Here is a 23253-nt window from a genome sequence, read left to right as displayed (position 1 = left end):
ACCAGGAGAAACCCACCCGTCGGTTCGACGCAACGTCGCCTTCGGCAACTGGCCCGACTGACTGGAATTCGCCGGAATCTGCACACTCACCTATACAATCGGGCTAGTTTTCGGCGCTCGATGGGAAGGAACCGCGATGCGCGAGCCCGTGCAGCTGGACGAATTGGATTTCGCTCTCCTCGAGGCCCTGCACGCCGACCCGAAGATCGGCGCGCTCGAGTTGTCCCGTCGATTGAAGGTCGCGCGCGCCACCGTCTCGGCCCGCCTGCGACGCCTCGAGGACACCGGGGTCATCGCCGGCTACGAACCCCGGATCAACCTCGCCGCAGCAGGTTTCGAAGTGCAGGCGTTCGTGACGATGGAGATCGTGCAGGGCGCGCTCGAAGACGTCACCGAGGTCCTCGAAGGCATCCCCGGTGTCCTCGAGGCGTTCGCCACCACCGGCGCGGGCGACGTCCTGTGCCGCATCGGAGCCGAATCACACCTCGGTCTCCAGCAGACCCTCATCGAGCTGAACCGCTCCTCGATCGTCGCGCGGTCCACGAGTGTGATGGTGCTGTCGGAAGTGGTGCACTACCGGGCGATGCCGCTGCTGCGCACCCTCGAGCCGGAACGATCCGCGAAGGCACCGGCCTACCGCCGCTGAACCGATCACGTCCACAATCCGTCTCCGACTAGCCGGATTGCACAGAAAAAAGCGCTTCGGGCATCCGGACCCTCCGCACGCTGCACAGTTCGATGAAGCACAGTTGCGCAGCATTTGTTACTGCCGTCACAGTCTTTCGCCATGAAGAACCTGCTGACGCGATTCGAAGAAAAAGCCCCCGAGATCGTCTTCGAGTGGCACGACACCGAGACCACCGCCCGGGGCTGGGTCGTCATCAACTCGCTGCGGGGCGGCGCGGCCGGCGGCGGCACCCGCATGCGCCGCGGCCTCGACCGGCGCGAGGTCGAGTCGCTGGCGAAGACCATGGAGATCAAGTTCACCGTCTCCGGACCTGCGATCGGCGGTGCCAAGTCCGGCATCGATTTCGATCCGTCCGACCCCCGCAAGGAAGGCGTGCTGCGCCGCTGGTTCGCGGCCGTCACTCCCCTGCTGCGTGCCTACTACGGCACCGGCGGCGACCTCAACGTCGACGAGATGAACGAGGTCGTTCCCCTCACCGAGTCCAACGGCCTGTGGCACCCGCAGGAAGGTGTCGTCAACGGACACTTCGGCAAGGACGAGCGCCAGCGCATCCAGCGGGTGGGCCAGCTGCGACTCGGCGTCGCGAAGGTTGTCGAGGACGCGCGGTTCACCCCTGCCACCAGCACGAAATACACTGTCGCCGATCTGATCACCGGTTACGGCGTCGCCGAGTCGGTCCGTCACCACCAGCTCGTCTATCGGGGCACCGACCTCGCCGGCAAACGCGTCGTGGTGCAGGGCTGGGGCAACGTCGGCGCCGCTGCTGCCTACTATCTCGCTCAGGCCGGCGCCTCGATCGTGGGCATCATCGACCGCGACGGCGGCATCCTCGCACCCGAGGGTCTCTCCTTCGACGAGGTCCGTACCCTGCTGCTCGAGCGCGACGGCAACGCCCTGCGCAGCGACCGCATGATCCCCTTCGACGAGGTGAACGACCGCATCTGGGATCTCGGAGCCGAGATCTTCCTCCCCTGCGCCGCGAGCCGCCTCGTCACCCGCGAGCAGGTCGACCGCATGGTCGCCGCGGGACTCGAGTCGATCGCCTCCGGCGCCAACGTTCCGTTCGCCGACGACGAGATCTTCTACGGCCCCACCTACGAGCACGCCGACAAGTCCGTCGCCGTGATCCCCGACTTCATCGCCAACTGCGGTATGGCCCGGGCCTTCGCCCAGCTCATGGAGGGCGACGTGGAGGTCTCCGACGCCGCCATCTTCGGCGATGTGTCCACCACCATCGAGACGGCACTGCGCCGCTGCCACGACCGGTCGACCGAGCTCACCGGGCTCGCCGCGACCGCCTTCGAGATCGCACTGGACCAGCTGGTCCCGGCCGGGGAGCGCATTGATGACTGACACCCTGGCTACGGCGACGACCGGCGCCCAGGGCACCGCCGGGACGACGACCGGCGCCCAGAGCACCGCCGGGACGACGACCGGCACCCAGAGCACCGCCGGCCTGCATCGTGCCATGCGGCCCCGCCAGCTCGTCATGATGAGCCTCGGCGGCGCCATCGGGGCCGGCCTGTTCGTCGGGTCGGGGGCGGGTATCGCCGTCGCCGGCCCGGCGATCCTGATCTCGTTCCTGGTGGCGGCCGTTCTCGTCGTGTTCGTGATGCGAATGATGGGCGAGATGGCCGCGGCCAACCCCGCCAGCGGTGCGTTCTCCGAGCACACCGAGAAAGCGCTGGGCCCTGTCGCGGGGCGGACCATCGGGTGGTTGTACTGGGTGCAGGTGATCATCGTGATCGCCGCGGAGGCCACCGGCGCCGCCGCGATCACCGCGGTAGCGCTGCCCGGCATCCCCCAGTGGGCGTCCGCGCTGTTCTACATGGTCGTGCTGACGGGCGTGAACCTGGTCGGCGTCCGCCGCTTCGGTGAGGTCGAATTCTGGTTCGCCGCAATCAAGATCGTCGCGATCGTCGGCTTCCTGGTGATCGGCATCGCGATGATCGCCGGGTGGATGCCCACCTTCGAGACGACCGGCTTCTCCAACCTCACGGCGCACGGCGGGTTCGCCCCCACCGGTATCGCCGGTATCGCCGCCGGCCTGCTCATCGTGGTCTTCGCGTTCGGTGGCACCGAGATCATCGCGATCGCCGCCGCGGAGACCGCCGATCCCCGTCGCAACGTGGGCCGCGCGGTGCGCACCCTGGTGTGGCGCATCCTCGTGTTCTACATCGGGTCGGTGCTCGTGATGGTGACGATCCTGCCGTGGACCTCCGAGGATCTCGCGACCGGTCCGTTCGTCGCCGTGCTGCAGGCCGGGGCCGTCCCGGGCGCCGCCGCGGTGATGACCGTGATCGTCGTGGTCGCGCTGCTCTCGTCGCTCAACGCGATGCTGTTCAGCGCTTCCCGGATGATCTTCTCGCTGTCGCACCGCGGATCGGCGCACCCCGTCTTCGGGCGGCTGTCGTCCAACGGCGTTCCCCGCAATGCGGTGCTCGCCTCGGTGGCGTTCGGCTTCGTCACGGTCGGACTGAACTATCTCTACCCCGACCGGGTGCTGCCGCTGCTGCTCAACGCCGTCGGCTCCACGATCCTGGTGCTGTGGACGTTCGTCGCGGTCTCGCACCTCGTGCTCCGTCGTCGCGCACGCCGCAACGGCACCGAGGATGCACTGCCGCTGAAGATGTGGGGCTTCCCGTACCTTTCGTACGCGACGCTCGGTCTGCTGGCCGGCATCGCGGTGCTCGCCCTGTTCGACACCGCTGCCCGCACGCAGCTGCTCGCGACCGGCGCGTTGACCGCAGCGATCGCCGGTACCTGCACGGTGCTGGCACGGCGACGCGCTGCGGCCGGGACGGCTCGGGTCGAGACGGTTCAGGAGCGCCAACCGTAGGGACGCGTGATTATCTCCATGAAGTGACCGGCGGGGTCGAGGAAGTAGGTTCCTCGACCCCCGTCGTTTCTGTTGATGCCGTGCGCCGACTGCCGGGGATCGGCCCAGTGTTCGATCTTCTGCTCGAGGATCCGGGCGTAGATCTCGTCGAACTCCTCCTCCGACACCAGGAATGCGTAGTGCTGCGGCGGATACTCCACATCCGGTGGCGGTTCGGCGAAATCGAGGGTGACGCCGTTGGCGAGTTCGACAGCGAGGAAGTGCCCGGCGGGCACCGGATCGGGCAGCCCGAACAGGGTGGTGAGAAAGTAGGCCGAATGCTGCTTGTCGTCGGCCGCGACGATGGTGTGGTCGAACGCAATACTCAAGGAGAACTCCTTGTGGTCCCGCGCCTCCATGCCTGACGCAGTCCGTCATCGACACGCGACGCTGCGTCCAGAGATACCTTCCGCGCCGGAGGGATGCAAGCGATGAGTTCTCCGCGCTTCCCGGGTCTGTACTCGGCGACAACCTTCGAAAGGGGACGACGATGAAGCTCACGGTGACGACCTTCGTATCGGCCGACGGTGTGGCCCAGGGACCGGGTGGCCCCGACGAGGACCGCAGCGACGGCTTCGACCGCGGCGGTTGGGTGGTGCCGCTGTTCGACGAGGACACCGGCAAGTTCATCGACGATGTGTTCTCGAAGGTCGACGCATTCCTGCTGGGCCGGAACACCTACGACGTCTTCGCTGCGTCGTGGCCGAACTCGACCGATCCCGACGATCCGGTCGCCCGTGCACTCAACACCCTCCCGAAGTACGTCGCCTCCACGACGCTCACCGCCCCCGAGTGGCAGAACACGACGGTCCTCGAGGGCGACGTGCCCACCGCGGTCGCGGAACTGAAGAAGCAGCCGGGACGGGAACTGCAGGTGCACGGCAGCATCCGTCTGGTCCACACCCTCTTCGAACACGGTCTCGTCGACGAGTACCGCCTCATCACGTTCCCGGTCGTCCTCGGTCAGGGGCGGCGGCTGTTCCCCGTCGGGGGTCGCGACACGAAGTTCGATCTCGTCGAATCGCGCACCACCTCGACCGGTGTCGTCATCACCGTGTATCGGCCTGCCGGACGACCCGAGTACGGACTCGCCGAAGTCGAGTGACCCGAAGTACGAGCCGGTCTGTATCGAGAGCTGCTCTGGCTCGCCTGCCTCATCATCTGTTCGAGACGGCTACGGACCTCGTTCCGGAACGGCCGGCCGGGGCCCGCTCTTGGGGGCCGGTCAAGATAGCATCGGGGCGGGAACTAGGTCAGGACTGGAGATGCCCCGCAACAGACGTCCGCAGGATCGGGAAGAGAAACGCGCAGAGATCGTGGTAGCCGCCCGGCGGTTGTTCGTCGAGGAAGGATACGACGCGGCATCGATGACGCGGATCGCCCGTGACGCCGGAGTCGTGTCGAACACGCTGTACTGGTACTTCCAGGACAAGGACTCGATATTGATCGCGGTCCTGGATGCGGTTCTAGCCGACTCGATGGCCTCCTACAGCGAGATACTGGGCTCGGGCCTGGCCGATCGACTCTTGTGGTTGGTCGAAGAATTGGAGCAACTGGGTCGGTTGGTGAGCACGGTGCACACACGCGCCGAGAAGTCCGCGTCCGTTCAGCAATGGCACGAGCAGTTCCACACACTGGCCGAAGGATTGTTCCGGGCAGAGCTGATCGAACTCGGCGTGCCCGCTGACGAAGTCGATCCGCTGGTGGCGATCGGCGTTTTCGTGGTCGAGGGCTTGCTGATGCACCCGACGGATCAGGCTCAGCGGCGCGCGGTGATCGAGACGTTGCTCAACAGCGCTCGCAGTCGTGCCGCAGCCACCGGCTGAGCACCTGATCTGCGTGTCCACGAACGCGGAGCGACCTACTGTGCGGTGCGGTCGAATTGCCTTTCCAGGAAATAGAGTTGGTCACGCACGGCGCGTTCGAAGTGGTCACCGACGTAGATGTCGAAGTGGTCACACACGTAGCTCTGAACCTGTACGTGCGCCAGACCCTGTGCGTGACGCTTCGTGGTCTTCGCGGGCGCGGCCGCGTCGTTGTCGCAGACACACAGCAACGTCGGAATGCTGAAGCGGGCCAGCGCACGACCGGGTCGATCGAGCGGAAGACGCAGCGCCAGCCGGGCAGCGAGGGCATTGGCCGCCTCGAATTCGCCGTTCGGACCGCGCAGTACACCCCAGACGCTGTCGCGGCCGACCCCGGTCTCGGGTTCTTCCCTACCGTCGATCTCCGTCGGCTCGATGTTCTTCGACAGCTGAGCCCGCACCGACGGAAGTCGTTTCAACACCGCGCTGGTGCGCCGCGAGAGCCGGGTCCCCGCGGGCAGGAGTGCGGAAGCGCCGGCGAGGGCGTCGGGTGAGGCCACGAACGCGGGCATCCAGGACGTCCCCGCCATCGGCAACAGGATCGGCTTCGCGCCGAACCACGACCCGACCGTGTCGAGAATGCCTGCCACTGTCAGTGCCACCACGCTCAGCGGGCCGGTCCGTATCCGCGCGCGCAACGACGCCGGACCGTCGGTGAAGGGGCACTGCGCCACGATCGCCGCGATACGGGTGTCCTCGGAGGCGACTCGAAGGACATGACCTCCGCCGAACGAACTGCCCCACAAGGCGATCCGGTTGACGTCGACCTCAGGAAGTGTGCGCGCGAAGGCCAGAGCGGCATGCCAGTCGGCGCGTTGCCGGCCGATGTCGAGGATCTGACGCGGCTCACCGCCGCTGGCCCCGAGATGACGGTAGTCGAACACCAGCACCGACCACCCCGCGGCGGCGAACCGCTCCGCGTAGGCATCCAGGCGCATCTCCCGCACCGCTCCGAGCCCGTGCCCCATGATCACCATCGGGCGCGGACCGTTCAGGTCGGGTGCGGTGTACAGCCATGCCGCGCACTCGTCCTGGCCGGAGACGAACGAGACCTCGCGCCGCTGCACCGCTACCACCTCGCGCCGATCGGCAGACTCACCGATGTTCATGACTAGCACCCTCCCGCTTCACCACCACATTTCTTGGACGCCATCCAAGAAGGCGTGACGATTACGGTAAAGGCTTCTTGAATGCCGGTCAAGAAGGGAGGGCGAGGTGTACGTCGACGACATCACCGGACTCACACTCACCGTTGACGCCGGTAGTACGCTCGAGTGATCGGCAAGTGGCCGAGCGGGTTCTGTCGGGGAATCCGCTCGGCCCCTTCGCTTATCCCTCGTCGGGCAGAAATATGTCCTCGATTCGACGTCCGAACAGGTGCGCGATGCGGAACGCCAACGGAAGGGACGGGTCGAATCGCCCCTTCTCGATCGAGATGATCGTCTGGCGCGATACCCCGAGTTCGTCGGCAAGCCTCTGCTGCGACCATCCGTTCTCCGCGCGCAGGGCCGCCAGCGAATTCCGCACCCTCAGCCCTTCCGACGCTGCACGGCGTAGCGCACACCGAACGACGCGAAAGCCACGAGAATGACCGCCATCAGCGCGTGCAGGCCCTCGACCTCGATCGGAGCGAACGCCAGAGCGGTGCACCCCAGGCCCGTGACGAGAAGGATGTCGGTGAAAGCGCCCGAGGCGGCTTTCTCGTACCAGGACGACTCGACCGAATCCTCGGGCCGGTCCGTGGCGCCTTCGAGGGTCGACCGATCCACGAGGAGCACCCACGACAGGGCCGACAGTGAGGGTGCGGTCGCCAGCGCGACCGCCACGCCGGCGGCCACGGGATAGCCGGGCACCAGCCCCAGAGCAGCTACCACCGCTGCCAGAACGGCTGTGGCCAGGATTCCGAGGGCGATCGCCGGCGGTACCGCGCCGATCCACCGCGAACCCACCCGCACCTTGCCCCACTTGCTTCGCCCGACCACCGATCCGGCACCCCCGCTGTCCATCGTTTCCCCTTTCGCCGTAAAGCACACTTTACATGTAAAGGTAACTTAACAGTCCGTTCGGTGCGACAGAAACGAGGGGTTCCGTTCGGCCGGGCAGGTGTCATGATGGATCGAGCAGATCGACACGCCACCAGGCGAAGGGACTGCCATGAGCCTCTACAACGATCACGTCGTACCGCGACTGGTGAACATCGCCTGTGCACCGTCGTTCACCGAAGCGAACCGGAAACGAGTGTGCGCCGGCCTGAGCGGCCGCGTCGTCGAGATCGGATTCGGATCCGGCCTCAACGTTCCCTACTACCCCACCACCGTCGAGTCGGTCAGCGCCGTCGAACCCGCGGACCTCGGATGGAAGCTCGCGCGTTCGCGCATCGATGACTCCCCCGTGCGCATCGAACGATCCGGCCTGGACGGTCAGTCACTCCCGTTCGAGGACAACACCTTCGACAGCGCACTGTCGACGTGGACGCTGTGCACCATCCCCGATGCCGACGCGGCTCTGCGCGAGATACGTCGTGTCCTCGCACCGGGCGGCACCCTGCATTTCGTCGAACACGGACTCGCGCCGGACGAGAACGTCCGGCGGTGGCAGCACCGGCTCGAACCGATCCAGAAGCGCGTCGCGGGTGGTTGCCATCTGACACGACAAATCGCCGACCTCGTCCGCGGTGCGGGGTTCGAGATCCGCGAACTCGACACCTTCTACGAGGAGAAGACGCCGAAGTTCTTCGGTGCGCTGTCGCTGGGAGTGGCGACACCGACCGCGTGAAGGCGGATAACTGCACAGCAACGTTTGCACACTTCCGGGGACAGATACACGGTGTCGACATCGAGCACATGTCCACTATGTCCGCGATGATTGCATGCATGCCCTCGGACACCCTGCCACTCGCCACGCGCACGCTGCTGAAGCAACTCGACCTGGTCTGGCTCTTCACGGAACAACATGTCCTGCCGCGGATCGACGAGGCTGCCGTGCACTGGGAGCCGTCGTCGAACTCCGTGGGCGTCCGGCGGGTCGACGGGCGTCTCGTCGCCGACTGGCCGGACGAGACGGCCGAGGCCCTCCCCGAGCCCACGATTGCGTGGCTGCTCTGGCACATCGAGTGGTGGTGGACGAACACCGTGGCGGTCTGCAGTGGGGGAACTGCGGTCGGGCCGGACGCCTACGAATGGTCCGGCTCGACCGGCCGCATCCGGGCTCTTCGCACCGAATGGGCCGCGCTTCTCGAGACTGCCGACATCGAGAAGACGATCGTCGGCCTCATGCCCGAACCTTCACCTCTGTGGGAAGTAGCCGGGTGGGTCAACTTCGAACTGGCGAAGAATGTTTCGGAGATCAGTCAGGTACTGACGCGGAAGGCGAATACGCCGGGCTGATACTTCCTGCGTTTACGCTGGGACGATGCCCGCGATCGGAATGCGCGCGTCGACCGCCTGCCGGAAGTTGATCATCGCGCGTTCGAGGTGGTCGCGGTTCGTCACCAGCACAGCGCCCGTGGCTCGCCGTTCGAGCAGAACGTCGTTGGTGAAGCGTGCGTTCTCGACGGTGGAGGTCGACTGCGATTCCTCGGTGATGCGCTCCGGCGGAATGCCTCGCACGACCAGCCAGTCCTTCATAGCCTGCGCTTCGGTGACGCCGTTGCGCGGCACGCCACCGGTGACGACGATCGGAGATTCCGGATAGCGTTGCGCTGCACGGAGAGCCGCTTCGAGTCGTTCTTCGAGCACCGGCCGGATCTTGCCGTCATCGGTGAGTCCGGCCCCGAGCACGACGAGATGCGTACCCCGCGGATTCAGGTCGAGCATCAGCGGGAAGTGCGGTGTCAGCTTCTCGAGCTCGGTGCACGCGATGATCAGCGCGTCGATGGTTCCCTGGCACAGCGGGGTGACGGACAGTGCACCGTTCACGACGGTGTCGATTGCAGGAGTCGCCGCTGCCTGCCCCGTCGATACACCTACCGCGGCTGTGGCCGCGACTGCGGTCGCCACCACCGTGCGTCGCACAGCTCCCACGCGAGCCCCCCTTCTTCCCGGACATCGGCCGTGCCGCACTGTGCCATCTCGAGGCGCACTGGTGGGAAGTTGGGGCTCGACGCGAAGAAGTATCACCATAGGCCGCGTCGGATTCGATGACGGCTGACAATCGGTTTTACATCCGAACCACTGGTCTATCCACGAACAAGCGCGACAACCGTTGCAAGAAGCGCTATTCGGATGAATCGCTACGCTTCCCATGATCCCAGGGCAGGCTCGGGCAGAACGTGTGTTCGAGTTGACGACTTCGCACACCCGTGCGACCATCCCTGCACCGACCTGAATACAGGTCGACCCCGGCAGGTGCGCCAACACCGGACCGGGGTCTGGGCACACGACAGAAGGAAGCTGTCATGCACCGTATGGTGGAGTCTATCCACACGCCTTCGAGAGGCGTACTCCAGCAACGAGCCGCGAGCGCATTCGTCCGCGCCGGCCGACACATACCCGCTCCCCCGGGTTCACATCCGACGTCCTGACTTCCCAGCCCTCCGATCCATCGTGATCGGAGGGCTCGAGACGTTTCACCTGCATCGTCGCGCGCGAGGGCCGTTCCGGTAGCCGAGGCGCGTCGACGCAGTTCGTCGCTCGTCTCCCACAGTCCGACGTCAGCGCGCCGACGCTGCGAGCCGGGGTCGTTCCCTGTCTCGAAACCGACTGGGCACCAGTATCCCTCGTCTCCACAGCTGGTGGTGGAGCACCCGATCGTGCGGGTCGACACGAACGACCGGGTCCAGTGCGAGCCGCACGTCCTCCGCGACGTGGGGCTATCCGTGCTGGCCGAGACGGTCTATCGGGGCATGGCGACCGGGCAGCCTTGGGGAAGGGGACGACGACTCAGGGACCCGAAGGGTCTCCGATCGGTCGAGGGCAGCCGCCCGCAGGGCGCCCGATTCGTTCCCGATCGAATTCATCCTCGTTGCGCGAACCCCGGGTGGAGTGCTGTGATCGGAGCACGGGTCTACGGGAGGGGCCGACGTGACCGGCGTCGTTCAGTTCCGCGAGCGGGACGGCACCCCGAAGGAACAGGCCTATTCCGGCCGAATCGCCTCGACCATCAAGGATCTCGGACTGAAGGCCGCGATGGCGGGCCTGCGGGTCGAGGCCCTACGGCCGGGATCGGTGGGATTCCGGAGGGGCGGCCGGCATCCGTCGAACACCGCCACCGAGGATCTCTCCCGCACGGAGCAACCGATGGCCTAGCAACCGCTGAACTCGTCCTCTTTCAGAACCGACAGCACTGGGTCGCCTTCACCGATCGATGCTCCCACCGAAGGAGTCTGGTCGACGACGACCCAGTTCCTGTCCCACACCTGCGCGCGTCCCTGACCGCTCGCGTCGACGCTCGTGGAGTAGAACACGCCCACAGCCTGGATAGCATCCTGTGCTGTTTGGAGATCCATGCACACGACATTCGGCATCACCGCGGTGGACGCGACCGCCGCGACCTGCGTGGTGGAAACTCTCGTGGCGGGAGTGGTTTCCGGAGCGACGGTCCGTGCGGTGGTGGCAGCCGAGGTCGTGTACGGCGTGGTGGTCGTCGGTGCGGCAGCGCGAGGAGTCGTACTCGCGTCGTCCTTCGTGGGTGAATCCAGCCCGTCCGAGATGTCACCGATGATTCCCATAAGGACGATCAGTCCGGCGACGGCAGCGGCGATGACCACCCCGCGCCGGATCCTCGGAGGCTTCGGCGGCTCGGGCGGCGGCGCCATCGCGGCCCGCACATCCCCCGCGAGGAACGCGCGGTGACCGACTTCGGCGCGTGCGGCGATCGCGTCCTGCTCGGCCTTGATCCGCCTGCGACGGTCGCGCAGAGGCTTGACGATCGCGAGATATCCCAGGCCGGCCGCGAATACCACGAACAGGATCGCGTCGGCAAAGTTGCCGTTGACTACTTCCACGATCGCCAGCCACAGCGTGATGGCGGCGAACATCCCCGCTACGACTCGCAGGTAGGGGACGACGAACTTCATGTTTCTCCTTCAACCCGACACCAGGCCACGTGGGCCGCTGCTTTCTCGACCGCACACGCGCTGAGCGCCTTCATGAACTGGTGTCGGAGCACCGCCCCTCGTCGTTACGGGAGGCCGTTGATGGAGGTCATGCGGCCATGGTGGGTGCGATGGCCTCCATCTGCTCGATAACGAGCTTGGTAGCGCTGGTGCGACGGTCCGGCGGTCCGGCGGGCGCAGACCTCACCCGCCCGGGTCCACATCTCCGACGGCGTGTTGCGTCGCACCTTGAAGAACGTCGCCGAGTCGTTCCCGGCCGCACAGTTCGTCGACACGGCCTTCGGCCCGTTCGGCGTGCTTCTCACTCGCGCATCCGACACCATCGGGGCACACGTCGCGGCTCTGCTCGCAGCGGACGAAGCACGCCGCGAGGCGGCACTCGAAGCGCGCCCGCCGCTGGTGGTCGCGACCGACGCATCGAAGGCCCGCAATCGTCGCGGCACCGGACTCGGCTGCGTATCGAACGCCGGTGCATATCACATGCGGATGGCCTGCGACGCCCGCTCGATCCTCGAAGGCGAACTCCTCGCGATCGACATGGCCGTCGCTCGCTTCATGCACCCCAAGCTGCACATCCTCACCGACAGCCGGCTTGCCCTCGCCTGCATCGAGGGCACCTGCGAAGGCCGTCCCGAGATCGCGGACGTCGTGGAGCGCATCCGGGATCGGATCAAGGGTCGCACTGTCGAGTTCTCGTGGGTGCGCGGGCACAGCGGACACCCTCTCAACGAGGTCGCCGATCGGCTGGCGGTCGCGGCGAGGCGCTGCCACGACGCGAGCGTTTCGCCGGAGGTGGCGTCGACGATCGCGAACAACATCGTCGCTTCGTTGAAGAACCCGCTTCCCGAAACCGCTTGACCCGAACAAGTTCCACGAATCGCAAATAGGAGACCCAATGAGTACTCGAGATTTCGACCAGCGCTACAACGCACATCTGATCGCGTCGCTCGCCGCAAGCGTCGGCATCATGCTCGGCAGCATCGGCCCCTGGGCAAGCTTCATGGCCTTCACCAAGAACGGCCTCGAGGGGGACGGCATGATCACTTTGATCCTGGGCGTACTGTCTGCCGTCGCGATGTTCACACTGTTCTCCCGGGGGGTCGGCCGGCGGGACCGTTATTCGGTGGGTCGCACCCGCCGCGCGTGTGATCTGCCTGGGTATCGCGATCTACGACATCATGGACGTCTCGTCGCACACTGCCGAGTTCTTCGGAGAGACTATCGGCGTCCAGATCGGCTGGGGATTGTGGTTGGTGGTGATCTCGTCGGCAATCCTGTTCCTGACGTCGACGACCGTCGCGAAGAAACCCCGCAATCGCGATGGCATCCCTCCCGGGAGCGAGGTTCGCAACTGAAAGGTGAGGCTCACAACCCAGATGGTCGACCAGCAGGGTTGTGAGCCTCATCTTCAGGTTGTCTACCTCTCGAAAAGCTTGCTCGGACACAGCAACATAGGCAGTGGGACGAGTGAGATGTACCCTGGCAATCTGCACACAACGGCGCAATCCTCCGCCCTCGACCGAGGGCAGCAGAGCGCGAAGTGGTCATAGGTGCGCGCTATTACGCGCTCTGCTGACCGTTTCGCGCTCCGCTGTCGGGGTCGGTGAGTGCGGGATCCCGCGAGGTGTCCTTCAACGCCACCCCCGAGGCCCCCAACTGCCGCGCCCCGTTCACGAGGGCCGCGACGACGCGCGCCGCGTGCTCGTAGGTCATCCCGCCGGGCGGGTGGATATTCGACACGCAGTTGCGTTCGGCGTCACTGCGTCCCGGCGTCGGGTGGTGCGTCAGATACACGCCGACACTGTCGGCCACCGACAGGCCGGGCCGTTCGCCGATGATCACGAGCATCGTCGTGACGCCGAGCCGCTCACCGATATGGTCGCCCAGCGCGACGCGGGCCTGCGTCGCGATCACCGGTGACGCCACGGTCAACCCGGGCAGGGCAGCGACGATCGCCGCGAGCAGATCGGGTCCGTGGGCGTCGAGAGCGGTGGACGACAACCCGTCGCACAGCGCGATACCGAGATCGGCCTCCATGCGCGGCAGCGTGGTCCCCTCGGCGAGCTGCCGGCCGAGGTCGGGGCGACGCAGATACGTACTGCGATCTCCTGCTGCGCTTTCCACGATCAACTGCTCACCGAGCCCGAGATCACGAACCCGCTGAGCCAAGGAATGCACATCGAGCGGGACGTGCACGGCGTCGCGCGCCTCGGCATGGGCCGCCACGAATTCCAGATGACGGCGCGTCGGGATGCTGTTCCCGGTGCGTCCCAGTCCGATCCGGGCCTGAGTGTGCCGACGCAGTTCGTCCCACAGGTCGCTCACAAGGCACCTCCGAGTGCGCGCAGAGGGGACGTGCCGACGTCCACCGGCAGGATGCGACCGACATCGTCCGCCATACCCTGCCTGCGTAGCCAGTCCTCGAACTCCGGTGCCGGCCGCAGGTCGGCGGCCTCCCGCACGTACAGCGCGTCGTGGAACGACAGCGATTGATAGCCGAGCATCACGTCGTCGGCACCCGGCACGGTGATGACGAATGCTGTTCCGGCAACGGCCAACAGGGTCAGCAGGGTGTCCATGTCGTCCTGATCGGCCTCGGCATGATTGGTGTAGCAGACGTCCACACCCATCGGCAGGCCGAGGAGTTTGCCGCAGAACTGGTCTTCGAGACCCGCGCGGATGATCTGCTTGCCGTCGTACAGGTATTCCGGTCCGATGAACCCGACGACGGTGTTGACGAGCAGCGGTTCGAACTCGCGCGCAACGGCATACGCGCGCGCTTCGAGGGTCTGCTGATCCACCGGCCTGCCACCGGTTCCGAAATGGGTTCCCGACGACAACGCCGAACCCTGCCCGGTCTCGAAGTACATGACGTTGTTGCCGACGGTCCCCCGTCGCAGCGACCTGCCGGCCTCGTTGCCCTCCCGCAGCACTGCGAGGTCCACACCGAAGCTGCGGTTGGCGCCCTCGGTGCCGGCGACCGATTGGAACACCAGGTCGACGGGTGCGTCCTTCTCGATCAGGTCGATGGTGGTGGTGACGTGGGTCAGCACGCACGACTGGGTGGGAATCTCGAATCGTTGCCGGATCTCGTCGAGCAGGTGCAGCAGGTCGGACACGGCGTGCGGCGAGTCGCTCGCCGGATTGATGCCGACGACCGCGTCGCCGCATCCCATCAGCAGGCCGTCGAGAACGGACGCGGCGACCCCACGCGGGTCGTCGACGGGATGGTTCGGTTGCAGGCGCGTCGCGAGCCGCCCGGGCAATCCGATGGTCGTGCGGAACGCGCTGGTCGCCGTCGCAGCGCGGGAGACCGCGATGAGGTCTTGATTGCGCATGATCTTGCTGGTCGCCGCGACCGTCTCCGGGGTGAGTCCCGGCGCGAGTGCCGCGAGCACGTCGGCGGAGTCCGGTCGGGCCGCGACCTCCAGGAGGTGGTCGCGCAGTTCCCCGACGGTCATGTGCGAGACCGGCGCGAAGGCCGTCGCGTCGTGGGTGTCGACGATCAGCCTGGTGACCTCGTCGGTCTCGTACGGGACGACTGCCTCGGTGAGGAAGGTGGTCAGCGGGAGGTCGGCGAGGGCCAGCTGTGCCGCGGCGCGTTCTGCATCCGAGGTGGCAGCGCATCCGGCGAGTTCATCGCCCGAACGGCGCGGAGAGGCTTTCCCGAGCAGGTCGACGAGGCCGTCGAAGACGTAACCGGTTCCGCCGAGCTGTTGTCGGTAGATCGTCATCGAGGCCTCCCGCGCAGGACCGGTTCGACGGATGTGAGCACGCAGTGGAGTGCAGCATTCCACTTTTTCGCTGTCGTGTCCGGCGAGTGTCGCGAACGAAACGTCGCTGGTCGTCGGTTCCTAGCTTCGCTGGTACCAGACGTTCGTCACCCGCTGCGCCATGTGCCGCATCCCCGCAGCGGTAGGGTGCAGTGCCTTCGCCAGCGACAGCGACTGCCGTCCCTCGTAGAAGCGCTGCTCGGAGGGCGCACACGCGTCGTGTCCTTCGGATCCGGCCATGACGTCGACGAACTCGGCACCGGCCTCGCCGGCGGAGCGGGCGAGTACTCGGTTCATCCGCACGAAGAAGTTCGTCACGAAGGAGGCGTCGGCATCGCTGGTGGGGATGTTGGGCCAGCAACCCCGGTTGCCGAAAACACCGCCGTGCCCGACCAGCAAAACCCGTGCGCGTGGTGCGCGTTGCTGGACGGCGGTGAGTGTCGCGGTGAGCTTCGGTCCGAGTGCACTCAGGGCGGTGTCCATGCGCGACGTGGTGCCCGGATCGGTGCGGCAGTGCGCATCGCCGCCCGGAAGCTCGGTGTAACAGGCCGAGACGAGCCCCGCCCAGCCGACATCGTTGCCGCCGATGCTCAGCGTGACGAGATTCGTGTCCGGAGGGAGCGAATCGATCTGCGGCGGGACCGATCCGGTCGACGTCTGCTGCGGGACGGACGTGATGTGCTCGGTGCGTGCACCCGAACACGCGACGTTGACGAAGCTGACGGTCTGAAGCGAACCCGCGACGAGGTTCGGATATCCCGCATCCGCGCGGGCACATCCGCTGAGCATCGCCGCTGCGTCGAGGTAGGGTCCGGCGGCACGCGAGTCACCGAGCGCGACGTATCGGATGCCCTGCTCGCTACCCGGGTCGCTCATCGCGGACACCGGCCACACCATCGATGCAGCTGCCATGCCGGCGACGATCCCGGCTCGCACAATCGTCTTCATCCAGACCCTCCGGCAGCGTGGTTCTCCCGGGCATGAGATCGGCACGAATTACAAACGCGTTACGAGCACCGGGTGAAGATCACGGATGAAGCTCGGGCACACATCCTCCCACCAGCGCATTTTGTTTACTCCCCCCTTCGAACGGCTACCGTCGACCTGTGACCGTCCACAAAGTTCTCGACGGCCGCTACGAGCTGAGCGGTCTGCTCGGCGTGGGCGGCAGCGGCGAGATCCACGACGGTTGGGACACCCGCCTCCACCGGCCCGTCGCCGTCAAACTGCTCGGACGGGAGGTCTGCAGCAGACCGGACGTACGACGTCGTTTCGAAGTCGAGGCCCGGGCCGCCGCGGCCCTGAACCACCCTCGCATCGTCGCCGTGTACGACACGGGTGAACACGACGGACGTCCTTACATCGTTATGGAACGGCTCTCCGGGCGGACCCTCGCCGACGACATCACCCGCGGACCCCTACCCGCCGATCGGGTGCGCACGGTGCTCGCCGGAATTCTCGAGGCGCTCGTCGCCGCGCACGGTGCGGGGATCCTCCACCGGGACATCAAGCCGGCGAACGTGCTCATCACAGAGAACGGCGAGATCAAGGTCGCCGACTTCGGTATCGCGAAGAGCGTCGGCGACGACCTCACCCACACCGGTGAACTCGTGGGGACCGTCGCCTATCTGAGCCCGGACCGCATCACCGGACACCCCGCGTCCGTGACGGACGATCTGTACGCGGTCGGGGTCGTCGGCTACGAGTCCCTGTGCGGGCGGAGGCCGTTCGCCGAGGACAACATCCTCGCGCTGGCACGGGCCATCACGCACGACCGGCCGCAGCCACTCGCCGATCTCCGCCCGGACGCCCATCCGGGGTTCGTCGCGGTGATCGAACGGGCCATGGCACGAGAGCCTTCCGACCGGTTCCGCAGTGCGCACGAGATGCTCGTGGCATTGCAGAATTCCGACGGAAACCGCGCTGCGACAGCCTTCCTGCCGGCGAGTGAGATCGGCGGACCGACGACCACTGCAGGCACGGACCGTTCCCGTGGAGTTCTCGTCGCAGCGGGTCTGACGCTGGTCGGGGCGCTCGCCGTGGGCGGTCTCGCACTCGGATTCGGGCGGGGCGATTCCCCGCCGGCGGCCACACCGGAGACGCGGACGCCGGGCATGTCCGCATCGACGCCCGAGCGGGTACCGGCAACCACCGAGCTTCCTGCGACCCCCGAATCCACGGTCGCCCCGGCGCGCACAGCGGACGAGACCGCCGTGGTTCCGCCCGTCGTGCCCGCTCCGGAGACCGCTCCCGTCGCACCGCCTGCGGATGCCGGGCCCACGAGGTCCGAACCCGAGTCCCGCGGAAACAACGGACCCGGCAACAACAACGGTAACGGAAACTCGCAGGGGAACAACGGGAACCACAACGGCAACAACGGCAATGGGAACGGGAACACCGGCAACGGGAACAGTGGCCGCGGTAACGGGTGAGATCGCTCAGCTCGAGGCGCGCACCACGAGTTCGACGGGAAGTCGCGTCGATTCCGTTTCTCCATTTCGCACGAGTTCGAGGAGCCGCTCGATGGCCGTCACCCCGATATCGTGCGCGGGCGATCGCACGGTGGTGAGCGGAACCGGCAGCTGCGCCACGACGGGGATGTCGTTGTAGCCGACCACGGCGAGATCGTCCGGGATGGACAGACCGAGGTCGCGGGCGACACCGAGGATGCCGATGGCGACGGTGTCGCTGACCGCGAAGATCGCGCGGGGACGGTCGGGGCGGTCCAGCAGCGCACGCGCGGCCTCCACACCCCCGGCGACGTCGAAGCTCGACCGCATGACCCGCTCGGGCGGCAGTGGCGCCGACGCTTCCTTCAGAGTGTCGACGAAGCCGTCGCGGCGGTCGCGGGCGGTGCTGGCGTGGTCGGGGCCGGCGATGATCGCCAGGTCGTCGTAACCGCGGTCGAGAAGGTGCCGGGCGGCCAGTGCTCCACCCCGGTAGTCGTCGCCCACCACGAACGGCAACCCCGCATCGGCGTGCCGGGTGACCGCGAGGATGGGCAGCGATCCGAGTACCAGCGACTCGACGAACGGACCACCCGGGAGGTGCATGCTGCTCAGCAGCAGACCGTCGACCTGCCGGCCCACGAGCAGCGCGATGGCGCGACGTTGTGCCTCGAGGTCGTCGGGTGGGCTCGACAGCAGTACCGAGTAGCCCGCTTTCGTGGCGGCTTCCTCGATGCCCTGGTAGGTCGTGGCGACCACGCCGTCGGTGAGTCGGGGCATGACGACACCGAGGGTCGTGGTCTTGCGGGTCCGCAAGCTCGCCGCCCACAGGTTGGGGCGATATCCCAGTTCGACCGCGACCTCCCGCACCCGTAGTGCCGAGTCCGACCAGCCGTCGACCGGTTCGGGCTGGCGCAGCACACGGGATGCCGTCGAGACGTGGACACCGGCGCGCTCGGCGATCTCCTTGAGCGTCGGGGCGCGGTCGGGACGGGGCATGCGGCTCTCCTGCTCGTACGGCATCGAGTTCGTATTCCGAGTTGACGTGCCCGGAACGTGTCTTTAGCGTAGGCCATGCAATCGATCGCGCAAACGTTCTCACAATCGTTCTGACAAACGTTTCCTCGACCACCGGAGAAGGCCATGTCCAACGCTCAGTCGCTCACCCAGCTGTTCGCCCTCGACTCCCTGCTCGAGCAGGAGGAGATCGACATCCGCGACACCGTCCGCAAGTTCGGCAACGAGCGCATCCGCCCGCACGTGGCCCAGTGGTTCGAGGAAGCCAAGCTCCCGGCACGCGAGCTCGCCAAGGAACTCGGACAGCTCGGTGTGCTCGGCATGCACCTCGACGGCTACGGCTGCGCCGGCATGAGCGCCACCGCCTACGGCCTGGCCTGCCTCGAACTCGAGGCCGTCGACTCCGGCATCCGCAGCCTCGTGTCCGTGCAGGGCTCGCTGGCGATGTTCTCCATCCACCACTGGGGCAGCGAGGAGCAGAAGCAGGAATGGCTCCCCCGCATGGCCGCCGGTGAGGCCATCGGTTGCTTCGGCCTGACCGAGCCCGACTTCGGTTCCAACCCCGCCGGGATGCGCACCAACGCAAAGCGCGACGGCGACGACTGGATCCTCAACGGCACCAAGATGTGGATCACCAACGGCTCGATCGCCGACGTCGCCGTCGTCTGGGCGCAGACCGACCTCGAAGAAGGCGCCAAGGGCATCCGCGGCTTCGTCGTCCCCACCGACACCCCCGGTTTCTCCGCACCGGAGATCCACTCCAAGATGTCGCTGCGCGCCTCGGTCACATCGGAGCTCATCCTCGACGGCGTGCGTCTGCCCTCCTCGGCGATGATGCCGAAGGCCGAGGGTCTGCGCGGACCGCTGACCTCCCTCGGCGAGGCCCGCTTCGGCATCGTCTTCGGTGCCATCGGTGCCGCCCGCGACTGCCTCGAGACCGCCGTCGAGTACTCGCAGTCCCGCGAAGTGTTCGACAAGCCGCTCGCCGGCTACCAGCTCACCCAGGCCAAGATCGCCGACATGGCGCTCGAGGTCGGCAAGGGCCACCTGCTCGCCTACCACCTCGGTCGCATCAAGGACCGCGGCGAGATCGCCCCGGAGCAGGTCAGCCTCGGCAAGCTCAACAACGTGCGTGAGGCCATCGCCATCGCCCGCGAGTGCCGGACCATCCTCGGCGCCAACGGAATCACGCTCGAGTACCCCGTCATTCGTCACGCCAACAACCTCGAATCGGTGCTGACCTACGAGGGCACCTCCGAGGTCCATCAGCTGACCATCGGCAAGGCGCTGACCGGTGAGGCAGCCTTCCGGTGAGCGGAGCGTTGGAAGGGCTGGTGATCGCCGACTTCGGTCGCGTGCTCGCCGGCCCCTACGCCACCATGCTGCTCGCCGACCTCGGGGCAGAGGTCGTCAAGATCGAACGACCCGGCTTCGGGGACGACACCCGGCACTGGGGACCACCCTGGGCCGGCGACGAGTCGACCTATTTCCTCGGCGTCAACCGCAACAAGAAATCGGTGGCCATCGACCTGACCACCGACGAAGGACTCGAGCAGGCACGCGATCTCGTCGCCCGCGCCGATGTCGTCGTCGAGAACTTCCTGCCCGGCACGATGACTCGGCTCGGGCTCGGATACGAGCAGGTCCGGGAACTCGACCCCGGCATCGTCTACACCTCGATCACCGGCTTCGGCGGGCACAACGACCTGCCCGGTTACGACCTGCTCATCCAAGCCGTCGGCGGTCTGATGAGCATCACCGGGCCCGACCATGCGACACCCACCAAGGTCGGTGTCGCCGTGGTCGACATCATCACCGGAATGCACGCTGCGCTCGGCATTCTCGCCGCGCTACGGCACCGCGACCGCACCGGCGAGGGCCAGCGTGTCGAGGTGAACCTGCTGTCGTCCCTGTTGTCGGCGCTGGCGAACCAATCGTCCGGCTACGTCGCGGCAGGGGTGGTGCCGAAGGCGATGGGCAATCGCCATCCGAGCATCGCGCCCTACGAGGTGTTCCACACGGCAGACCGGCCGTTCGTCCTCGCCGTGGGCAACGACCGTCAATTCGCTTCCCTGGTCGCGGTTCTCGGCGCACCCGAACTCGCCACCGACGAGCGGTTCACCACGAACACCGCCCGCGTCGCGAACCGGGAGGAGCTGACGAAGATCCTCGACGAATTGCTGTCGACGGACACCGCCGACGCGTGGTTCGACGCTCTGACCGCAGCCCGGGTGCCATGCGGACCGCTCAACGACATCGCCGACGCGGTCGCGCTCGCCGAACGACTCGGTCTGTCGCCGGTGGTGTCGATCGACGATCCCGACCGGGACGCTCCGCTTCGTCAGATCGCCAACCCGATCCGGCTCAGCGCCACCCCTGCGACCTACCGCACCGCACCCCCGCGGCTGGCGTAGTCGGACGCTCTCGTCACTCGGACTTCTGTTCCTTCAGAGTGTGGGCGACGAGAGCATTCGCGTGCCCGTGGCCCATCCCGTGTTCCTGCTTCAGCCAGTTCACGAGCTCCATGTGCTCGGCGAGATCCGAGGCGCGGATCATGTTCTTCCACTCCTCGATCGGGCGTCCGTACTTCTGCTCGATCGACGGAAAGTACGACTGGGGCCCCTTGACCTTCTCGCTCATGCCGGAGAGGTTAACCGAGGCGACCGACACGGTCGGGCCGTTCCGTTCGATCCGCAACAGAAAAGACCGCGGCGCCGCAGTCCCGGATGGAACGCGGCGGCACGGATGTATGGAAGGGGATCAGGCCTTCGGGCCACCGGCCACGTAGATGACCTGACCGGACACGAAGCCCGCGCCCTCGGACGCGAGGAACGATGCGGTGTGGGCGATGTCGTCGACCTCGCCGATACGGCCGACCGGGATGTCGGCCGCGATGTTCGACTTGAAGTCGTCGAACGACAGGCCGAGACGCTCGGCGGTCGCGGCGGTCATCTCGGTGGCGATGAAGCCCGGCGCGATGGCGTTGGCGGTGACACCGAACTTGCCCAGCTCGATCGCGAGGGTCTTCGTGAAGCCCTGCATGCCGGCCTTGGCAGCGGAGTAGTTGACCTGGCCGCGGTTGCCGAGGGCCGAGGTGCTCGAGAGGTTGACGATGCGACCGAACTTGGCGTCGACCATGTAGCTCTGGACGGCACGCGTCATGAGGAAGGCGCCACGCAGGTGCACGTTCATGACGGCGTCCCAGTCCTCGACCGTCATCTTGAACAGCAGGTTGTCGCGCGTGATGCCGGCGTTGTTGATCAGGACGGTGGGTTCGCCGAGTTCGGTGGCGACCTTCTCGACGGCAGCGGCGACGGACTTCTCGTCGGAGACGTCGGCGCCCACGGCGAGTGCCTTGCCACCGGCGGACTCGATAGCCGAAACGGTGTCCTTGCAGGCGGATTCGTCGAGGTCGAGGACGGCGACCCGGTAGCCGTCGCCGGCGAGCCGCTTCGCTACGGCTGCGCCGATGCCGCGTGCGGCTCCGGTGACGATGGCAGTGCGGGGCTGTGTGCTCATAGCGTTCCTCCGTTGGGGGATGGGTGGTGCCGTCAGGTGATGGTGAGTCCGCCGTCCACGGCGATGGTCTGACCGGTGACGTAGGCGGCGGCGTCGGATGCCAGCCAGACTGCGGTGGCCGCGATCTCCTCGGAATCGCCGGTCCGGCCGAGGATGATTCGCTGCTTCATCGAGTCGAGGTATCCGGGCTGGTATTCGTCCGTCATCTCCGTCCGGAAGAAGCCGGGTGCGATGGCGTTGACGCGGATTCCCTTGCGTGCTCCCCACTGCTGCGCGAGGTCGCGCGTGAGGCCGATGACGCCCGCCTTGCTGGCCGAGTACGCGGCCTGCGGCAGGCCTGCCGTGGTGAGACCGAGAACCGACGAGATGTTGACGATCGAGCTACCGGGCTGCATCACACGGCCGACGGCCTGTGCCGCCCAATAGGATCCGTTCAGGTTGATGTCGATGACCTGCCGGAACTGCTCGGGGGTCTCCTTGGTGGCGGGCACGGCGGTGCCGATACCGGCATTGTTGATGAGGATGTCCACCCGGCCGAGTTGCTCGACCGCATGATCGACCATGCGCTGCGCCTGTTCGGGATCGGCGATGTCGGTCTCGACCGTGACGGCCTGCCGTCCGGCCTCCCGGACCAGCGCGGCGGTCTCCTCGAGACGGTCGAGGCGGCGTGCGGCGAGCACGACGTCGGCCCCTGCCTCGGCCAGCCCTCGGGTGAATGCGACACCGAGGCCCGAAGAGGCACCGGTGACGATGGCAACGCGGCCGTCGAGACGGAAGCGGTCGAGCACGGACATACGTCATCTCCTCGCTGTGACGGGGCCTACAGGAACTGTATAGCCGACCGCCTTCTCATCCACCAAACAGCCTGTATCCAATTTGATTGGACAGCACTGCCTTTCAGAGCCAGTTCCTATTCTTCTCTTCGGCGGATCCTATGTTGCCGCGGGCGTTGCAGCGCGGAGAGGACCCCGCGTCGCACCCACCGTTACCAAGTCGATAAGCACTGGCTTA

At 66.6% G+C, this 23253-nt stretch carries 26 protein-coding genes; 13 read left to right on the top strand and 13 right to left on the bottom strand.

Going from position 1 to position 23253, the window contains the following annotated elements:
- The first annotated feature begins 136 nt into the window (after positions 1 to 136).
- From K3M35_RS21210 to K3M35_RS21200, 3 genes are all read left to right on the top strand, one after another.
- Positions 137 to 646 (top strand): Lrp/AsnC family transcriptional regulator, encoded by a 510-nt coding sequence (locus tag K3M35_RS21210; RefSeq protein WP_006554689.1) that lies wholly within the window; start codon positions 137 to 139, stop codon positions 644 to 646.
- A 141-nt stretch (positions 647 to 787) separates the two neighbouring features.
- Positions 788 to 2041, top strand: coding sequence for a Glu/Leu/Phe/Val dehydrogenase dimerization domain-containing protein (locus tag K3M35_RS21205; RefSeq protein ID WP_006554690.1), 1254 nt, complete (start codon positions 788 to 790; stop codon positions 2039 to 2041).
- Positions 2034 to 3527 carry an amino acid permease gene (locus K3M35_RS21200; RefSeq protein ID WP_220666953.1) on the top strand — a complete coding sequence of 498 codons (1494 nt, stop codon included), beginning with the start codon at positions 2034 to 2036 and terminating at the stop codon, positions 3525 to 3527. The genes K3M35_RS21205 and K3M35_RS21200 overlap by 8 nt, the downstream gene beginning before the upstream one ends.
- Here K3M35_RS21200 and K3M35_RS21195 read toward each other — a convergent pair.
- Positions 3509 to 3925, bottom strand: coding sequence for a VOC family protein (locus K3M35_RS21195; RefSeq protein ID WP_094979899.1), 417 nt, complete (start codon positions 3923 to 3925; stop codon positions 3509 to 3511). The genes K3M35_RS21200 and K3M35_RS21195 overlap by 19 nt on opposite strands.
- A 131-nt stretch (positions 3926 to 4056) precedes the next feature.
- Here K3M35_RS21195 and K3M35_RS21190 point away from each other — a divergent pair, with 131 nt between their 5' ends.
- Both K3M35_RS21190 and K3M35_RS21185 read left to right on the top strand, forming a co-directional pair.
- Positions 4057 to 4671: a dihydrofolate reductase family protein gene (locus K3M35_RS21190; RefSeq protein WP_220666952.1), complete on the top strand. Its 615-nt coding sequence runs from the start codon at positions 4057 to 4059 to the stop codon at positions 4669 to 4671.
- A 160-nt stretch (positions 4672 to 4831) separates the two neighbouring features.
- Complete coding sequence (locus K3M35_RS21185; protein ID WP_039583753.1) at positions 4832 to 5392, top strand: TetR/AcrR family transcriptional regulator; 561 nt, start codon at positions 4832 to 4834, stop codon at positions 5390 to 5392.
- A 35-nt stretch (positions 5393 to 5427) separates the two neighbouring features.
- Here the strand turns inward: K3M35_RS21185 and K3M35_RS21180 are convergent, their stop codons facing one another.
- The 3 genes from K3M35_RS21180 to K3M35_RS21170 form a co-directional block, all read right to left on the bottom strand.
- Positions 5428 to 6540, bottom strand: coding sequence for an alpha/beta hydrolase (locus K3M35_RS21180; RefSeq protein WP_064060397.1), 1113 nt, complete (start codon positions 6538 to 6540; stop codon positions 5428 to 5430).
- A 220-nt stretch (positions 6541 to 6760) separates the two neighbouring features.
- On the bottom strand, positions 6761 to 6958 hold the full coding sequence (locus K3M35_RS21175) for a helix-turn-helix transcriptional regulator (protein WP_006554696.1): 198 nt from the start codon (positions 6956 to 6958) through the stop codon (positions 6761 to 6763).
- Between the two features lie 2 nt (positions 6959 to 6960).
- A complete protein-coding gene (locus K3M35_RS21170; RefSeq protein WP_006554697.1) occupies positions 6961 to 7437 on the bottom strand; it encodes a hypothetical protein in 477 nt (158 codons plus the stop codon).
- Positions 7438 to 7585: 148 nt separating this feature from the next.
- On the opposite strand from K3M35_RS21170, the gene K3M35_RS21165 reads away from it, so the two are divergent.
- Complete coding sequence (locus K3M35_RS21165) at positions 7586 to 8206, top strand: class I SAM-dependent methyltransferase (protein WP_006554698.1); 621 nt, start codon at positions 7586 to 7588, stop codon at positions 8204 to 8206.
- 98 nt (positions 8207 to 8304) lie between these two features.
- Positions 8305 to 8817 (top strand): DinB family protein, encoded by a 513-nt coding sequence (locus K3M35_RS21160; protein ID WP_033097554.1) that lies wholly within the window; start codon positions 8305 to 8307, stop codon positions 8815 to 8817.
- 12 nt (positions 8818 to 8829) lie between these two features.
- Here the strand turns inward: K3M35_RS21160 and K3M35_RS21155 are convergent, their stop codons facing one another.
- Complete coding sequence (locus K3M35_RS21155; protein ID WP_024102311.1) at positions 8830 to 9444, bottom strand: YdcF family protein; 615 nt, start codon at positions 9442 to 9444, stop codon at positions 8830 to 8832.
- A gap of 1008 nt (positions 9445 to 10452) precedes the next feature.
- Here K3M35_RS21155 and K3M35_RS21150 point away from each other — a divergent pair.
- Positions 10453 to 10677: a hypothetical protein gene (locus K3M35_RS21150; protein ID WP_259444325.1), complete on the top strand. Its 225-nt coding sequence runs from the start codon at positions 10453 to 10455 to the stop codon at positions 10675 to 10677.
- On the opposite strand, the gene K3M35_RS21145 is transcribed toward K3M35_RS21150, so the two are convergent.
- On the bottom strand, positions 10674 to 11447 hold the full coding sequence (locus tag K3M35_RS21145) for a PASTA domain-containing protein (protein WP_220666951.1): 774 nt from the start codon (positions 11445 to 11447) through the stop codon (positions 10674 to 10676). The genes K3M35_RS21150 and K3M35_RS21145 overlap by 4 nt on opposite strands.
- 252 nt (positions 11448 to 11699) lie before the next feature.
- On the opposite strand from K3M35_RS21145, the gene K3M35_RS21140 reads away from it, so the two are divergent.
- Both K3M35_RS21140 and K3M35_RS21135 read left to right on the top strand, forming a co-directional pair.
- Positions 11700 to 12344 (top strand): ribonuclease H family protein, encoded by a 645-nt coding sequence (locus tag K3M35_RS21140; protein WP_220666950.1) that lies wholly within the window; start codon positions 11700 to 11702, stop codon positions 12342 to 12344.
- Between the two features lie 37 nt (positions 12345 to 12381).
- Positions 12382 to 12885, top strand: coding sequence for a hypothetical protein (locus K3M35_RS21135; RefSeq protein WP_220666949.1), 504 nt, complete (start codon positions 12382 to 12384; stop codon positions 12883 to 12885).
- 161 nt (positions 12886 to 13046) lie between these two features.
- Here the strand turns inward: K3M35_RS21135 and eutC are convergent, their stop codons facing one another.
- The 3 genes from eutC to K3M35_RS21120 all read right to left on the bottom strand — a co-directional run bounded on the left by eutC (position 13047) and on the right by K3M35_RS21120 (position 16207).
- The gene (eutC, locus tag K3M35_RS21130) at positions 13047 to 13811 is read right to left on the bottom strand and encodes an ethanolamine ammonia-lyase subunit EutC (protein ID WP_220666948.1); all 765 of its coding nucleotides are present in this window, start codon (positions 13809 to 13811) and stop codon (positions 13047 to 13049) included.
- On the bottom strand, positions 13808 to 15220 hold the full coding sequence (locus tag K3M35_RS21125; protein ID WP_220666947.1) for an ethanolamine ammonia-lyase subunit EutB: 1413 nt from the start codon (positions 15218 to 15220) through the stop codon (positions 13808 to 13810). The genes eutC and K3M35_RS21125 overlap by 4 nt, the downstream gene beginning before the upstream one ends.
- A 120-nt stretch (positions 15221 to 15340) precedes the next feature.
- Entirely contained in the window at positions 15341 to 16207 is an 867-nt protein-coding gene (locus K3M35_RS21120) for an SGNH/GDSL hydrolase family protein (RefSeq protein WP_033097454.1), read from the bottom strand.
- 158 nt (positions 16208 to 16365) lie between these two features.
- On the opposite strand from K3M35_RS21120, the gene K3M35_RS21115 reads away from it, so the two are divergent.
- On the top strand, positions 16366 to 17691 hold the full coding sequence (locus K3M35_RS21115) for a serine/threonine-protein kinase (protein WP_220666946.1): 1326 nt from the start codon (positions 16366 to 16368) through the stop codon (positions 17689 to 17691).
- Positions 17692 to 17697: 6 nt separating this feature from the next.
- On the opposite strand, the gene K3M35_RS21110 is transcribed toward K3M35_RS21115, so the two are convergent.
- Positions 17698 to 18705, bottom strand: coding sequence for a LacI family DNA-binding transcriptional regulator (locus K3M35_RS21110; RefSeq protein ID WP_371850687.1), 1008 nt, complete (start codon positions 18703 to 18705; stop codon positions 17698 to 17700).
- A 144-nt stretch (positions 18706 to 18849) separates the two neighbouring features.
- Between K3M35_RS21110 and K3M35_RS21105 the strand changes: the two genes are divergently transcribed.
- Positions 18850 to 20037, top strand: coding sequence for an acyl-CoA dehydrogenase family protein (locus K3M35_RS21105; protein ID WP_019288237.1), 1188 nt, complete (start codon positions 18850 to 18852; stop codon positions 20035 to 20037).
- The gene (locus K3M35_RS21100; RefSeq protein WP_039584222.1) at positions 20034 to 21137 is read left to right on the top strand and encodes a CaiB/BaiF CoA-transferase family protein; all 1104 of its coding nucleotides are present in this window, start codon (positions 20034 to 20036) and stop codon (positions 21135 to 21137) included. Before K3M35_RS21105 ends, K3M35_RS21100 begins: the two co-directional genes overlap by 4 nt.
- Before the next feature lie 13 nt (positions 21138 to 21150).
- On the opposite strand, the gene K3M35_RS21095 is transcribed toward K3M35_RS21100, so the two are convergent.
- The 3 genes from K3M35_RS21095 to K3M35_RS21085 all read right to left on the bottom strand — a co-directional run bounded on the left by K3M35_RS21095 (position 21151) and on the right by K3M35_RS21085 (position 23036).
- Complete coding sequence (locus K3M35_RS21095; protein WP_006554713.1) at positions 21151 to 21363, bottom strand: DUF4287 domain-containing protein; 213 nt, start codon at positions 21361 to 21363, stop codon at positions 21151 to 21153.
- A gap of 120 nt (positions 21364 to 21483) precedes the next feature.
- Complete coding sequence (fabG, locus tag K3M35_RS21090) at positions 21484 to 22242, bottom strand: 3-oxoacyl-ACP reductase FabG (protein ID WP_006554714.1); 759 nt, start codon at positions 22240 to 22242, stop codon at positions 21484 to 21486.
- A gap of 32 nt (positions 22243 to 22274) precedes the next feature.
- Entirely contained in the window at positions 22275 to 23036 is a 762-nt protein-coding gene (locus tag K3M35_RS21085) for an SDR family NAD(P)-dependent oxidoreductase (protein ID WP_024102324.1), read from the bottom strand.
- Positions 23037 to 23253 lie beyond the last annotated feature (217 nt).

Origin of the sequence: Rhodococcus sp. DMU2021 (assembly GCF_019641445.1) — a bacterium.
Taxonomy (GTDB): domain Bacteria; phylum Actinomycetota; class Actinomycetes; order Mycobacteriales; family Mycobacteriaceae; genus Rhodococcus; species Rhodococcus pyridinivorans.
This window is presented reverse-complemented; position numbering and strand designations above follow the sequence as displayed.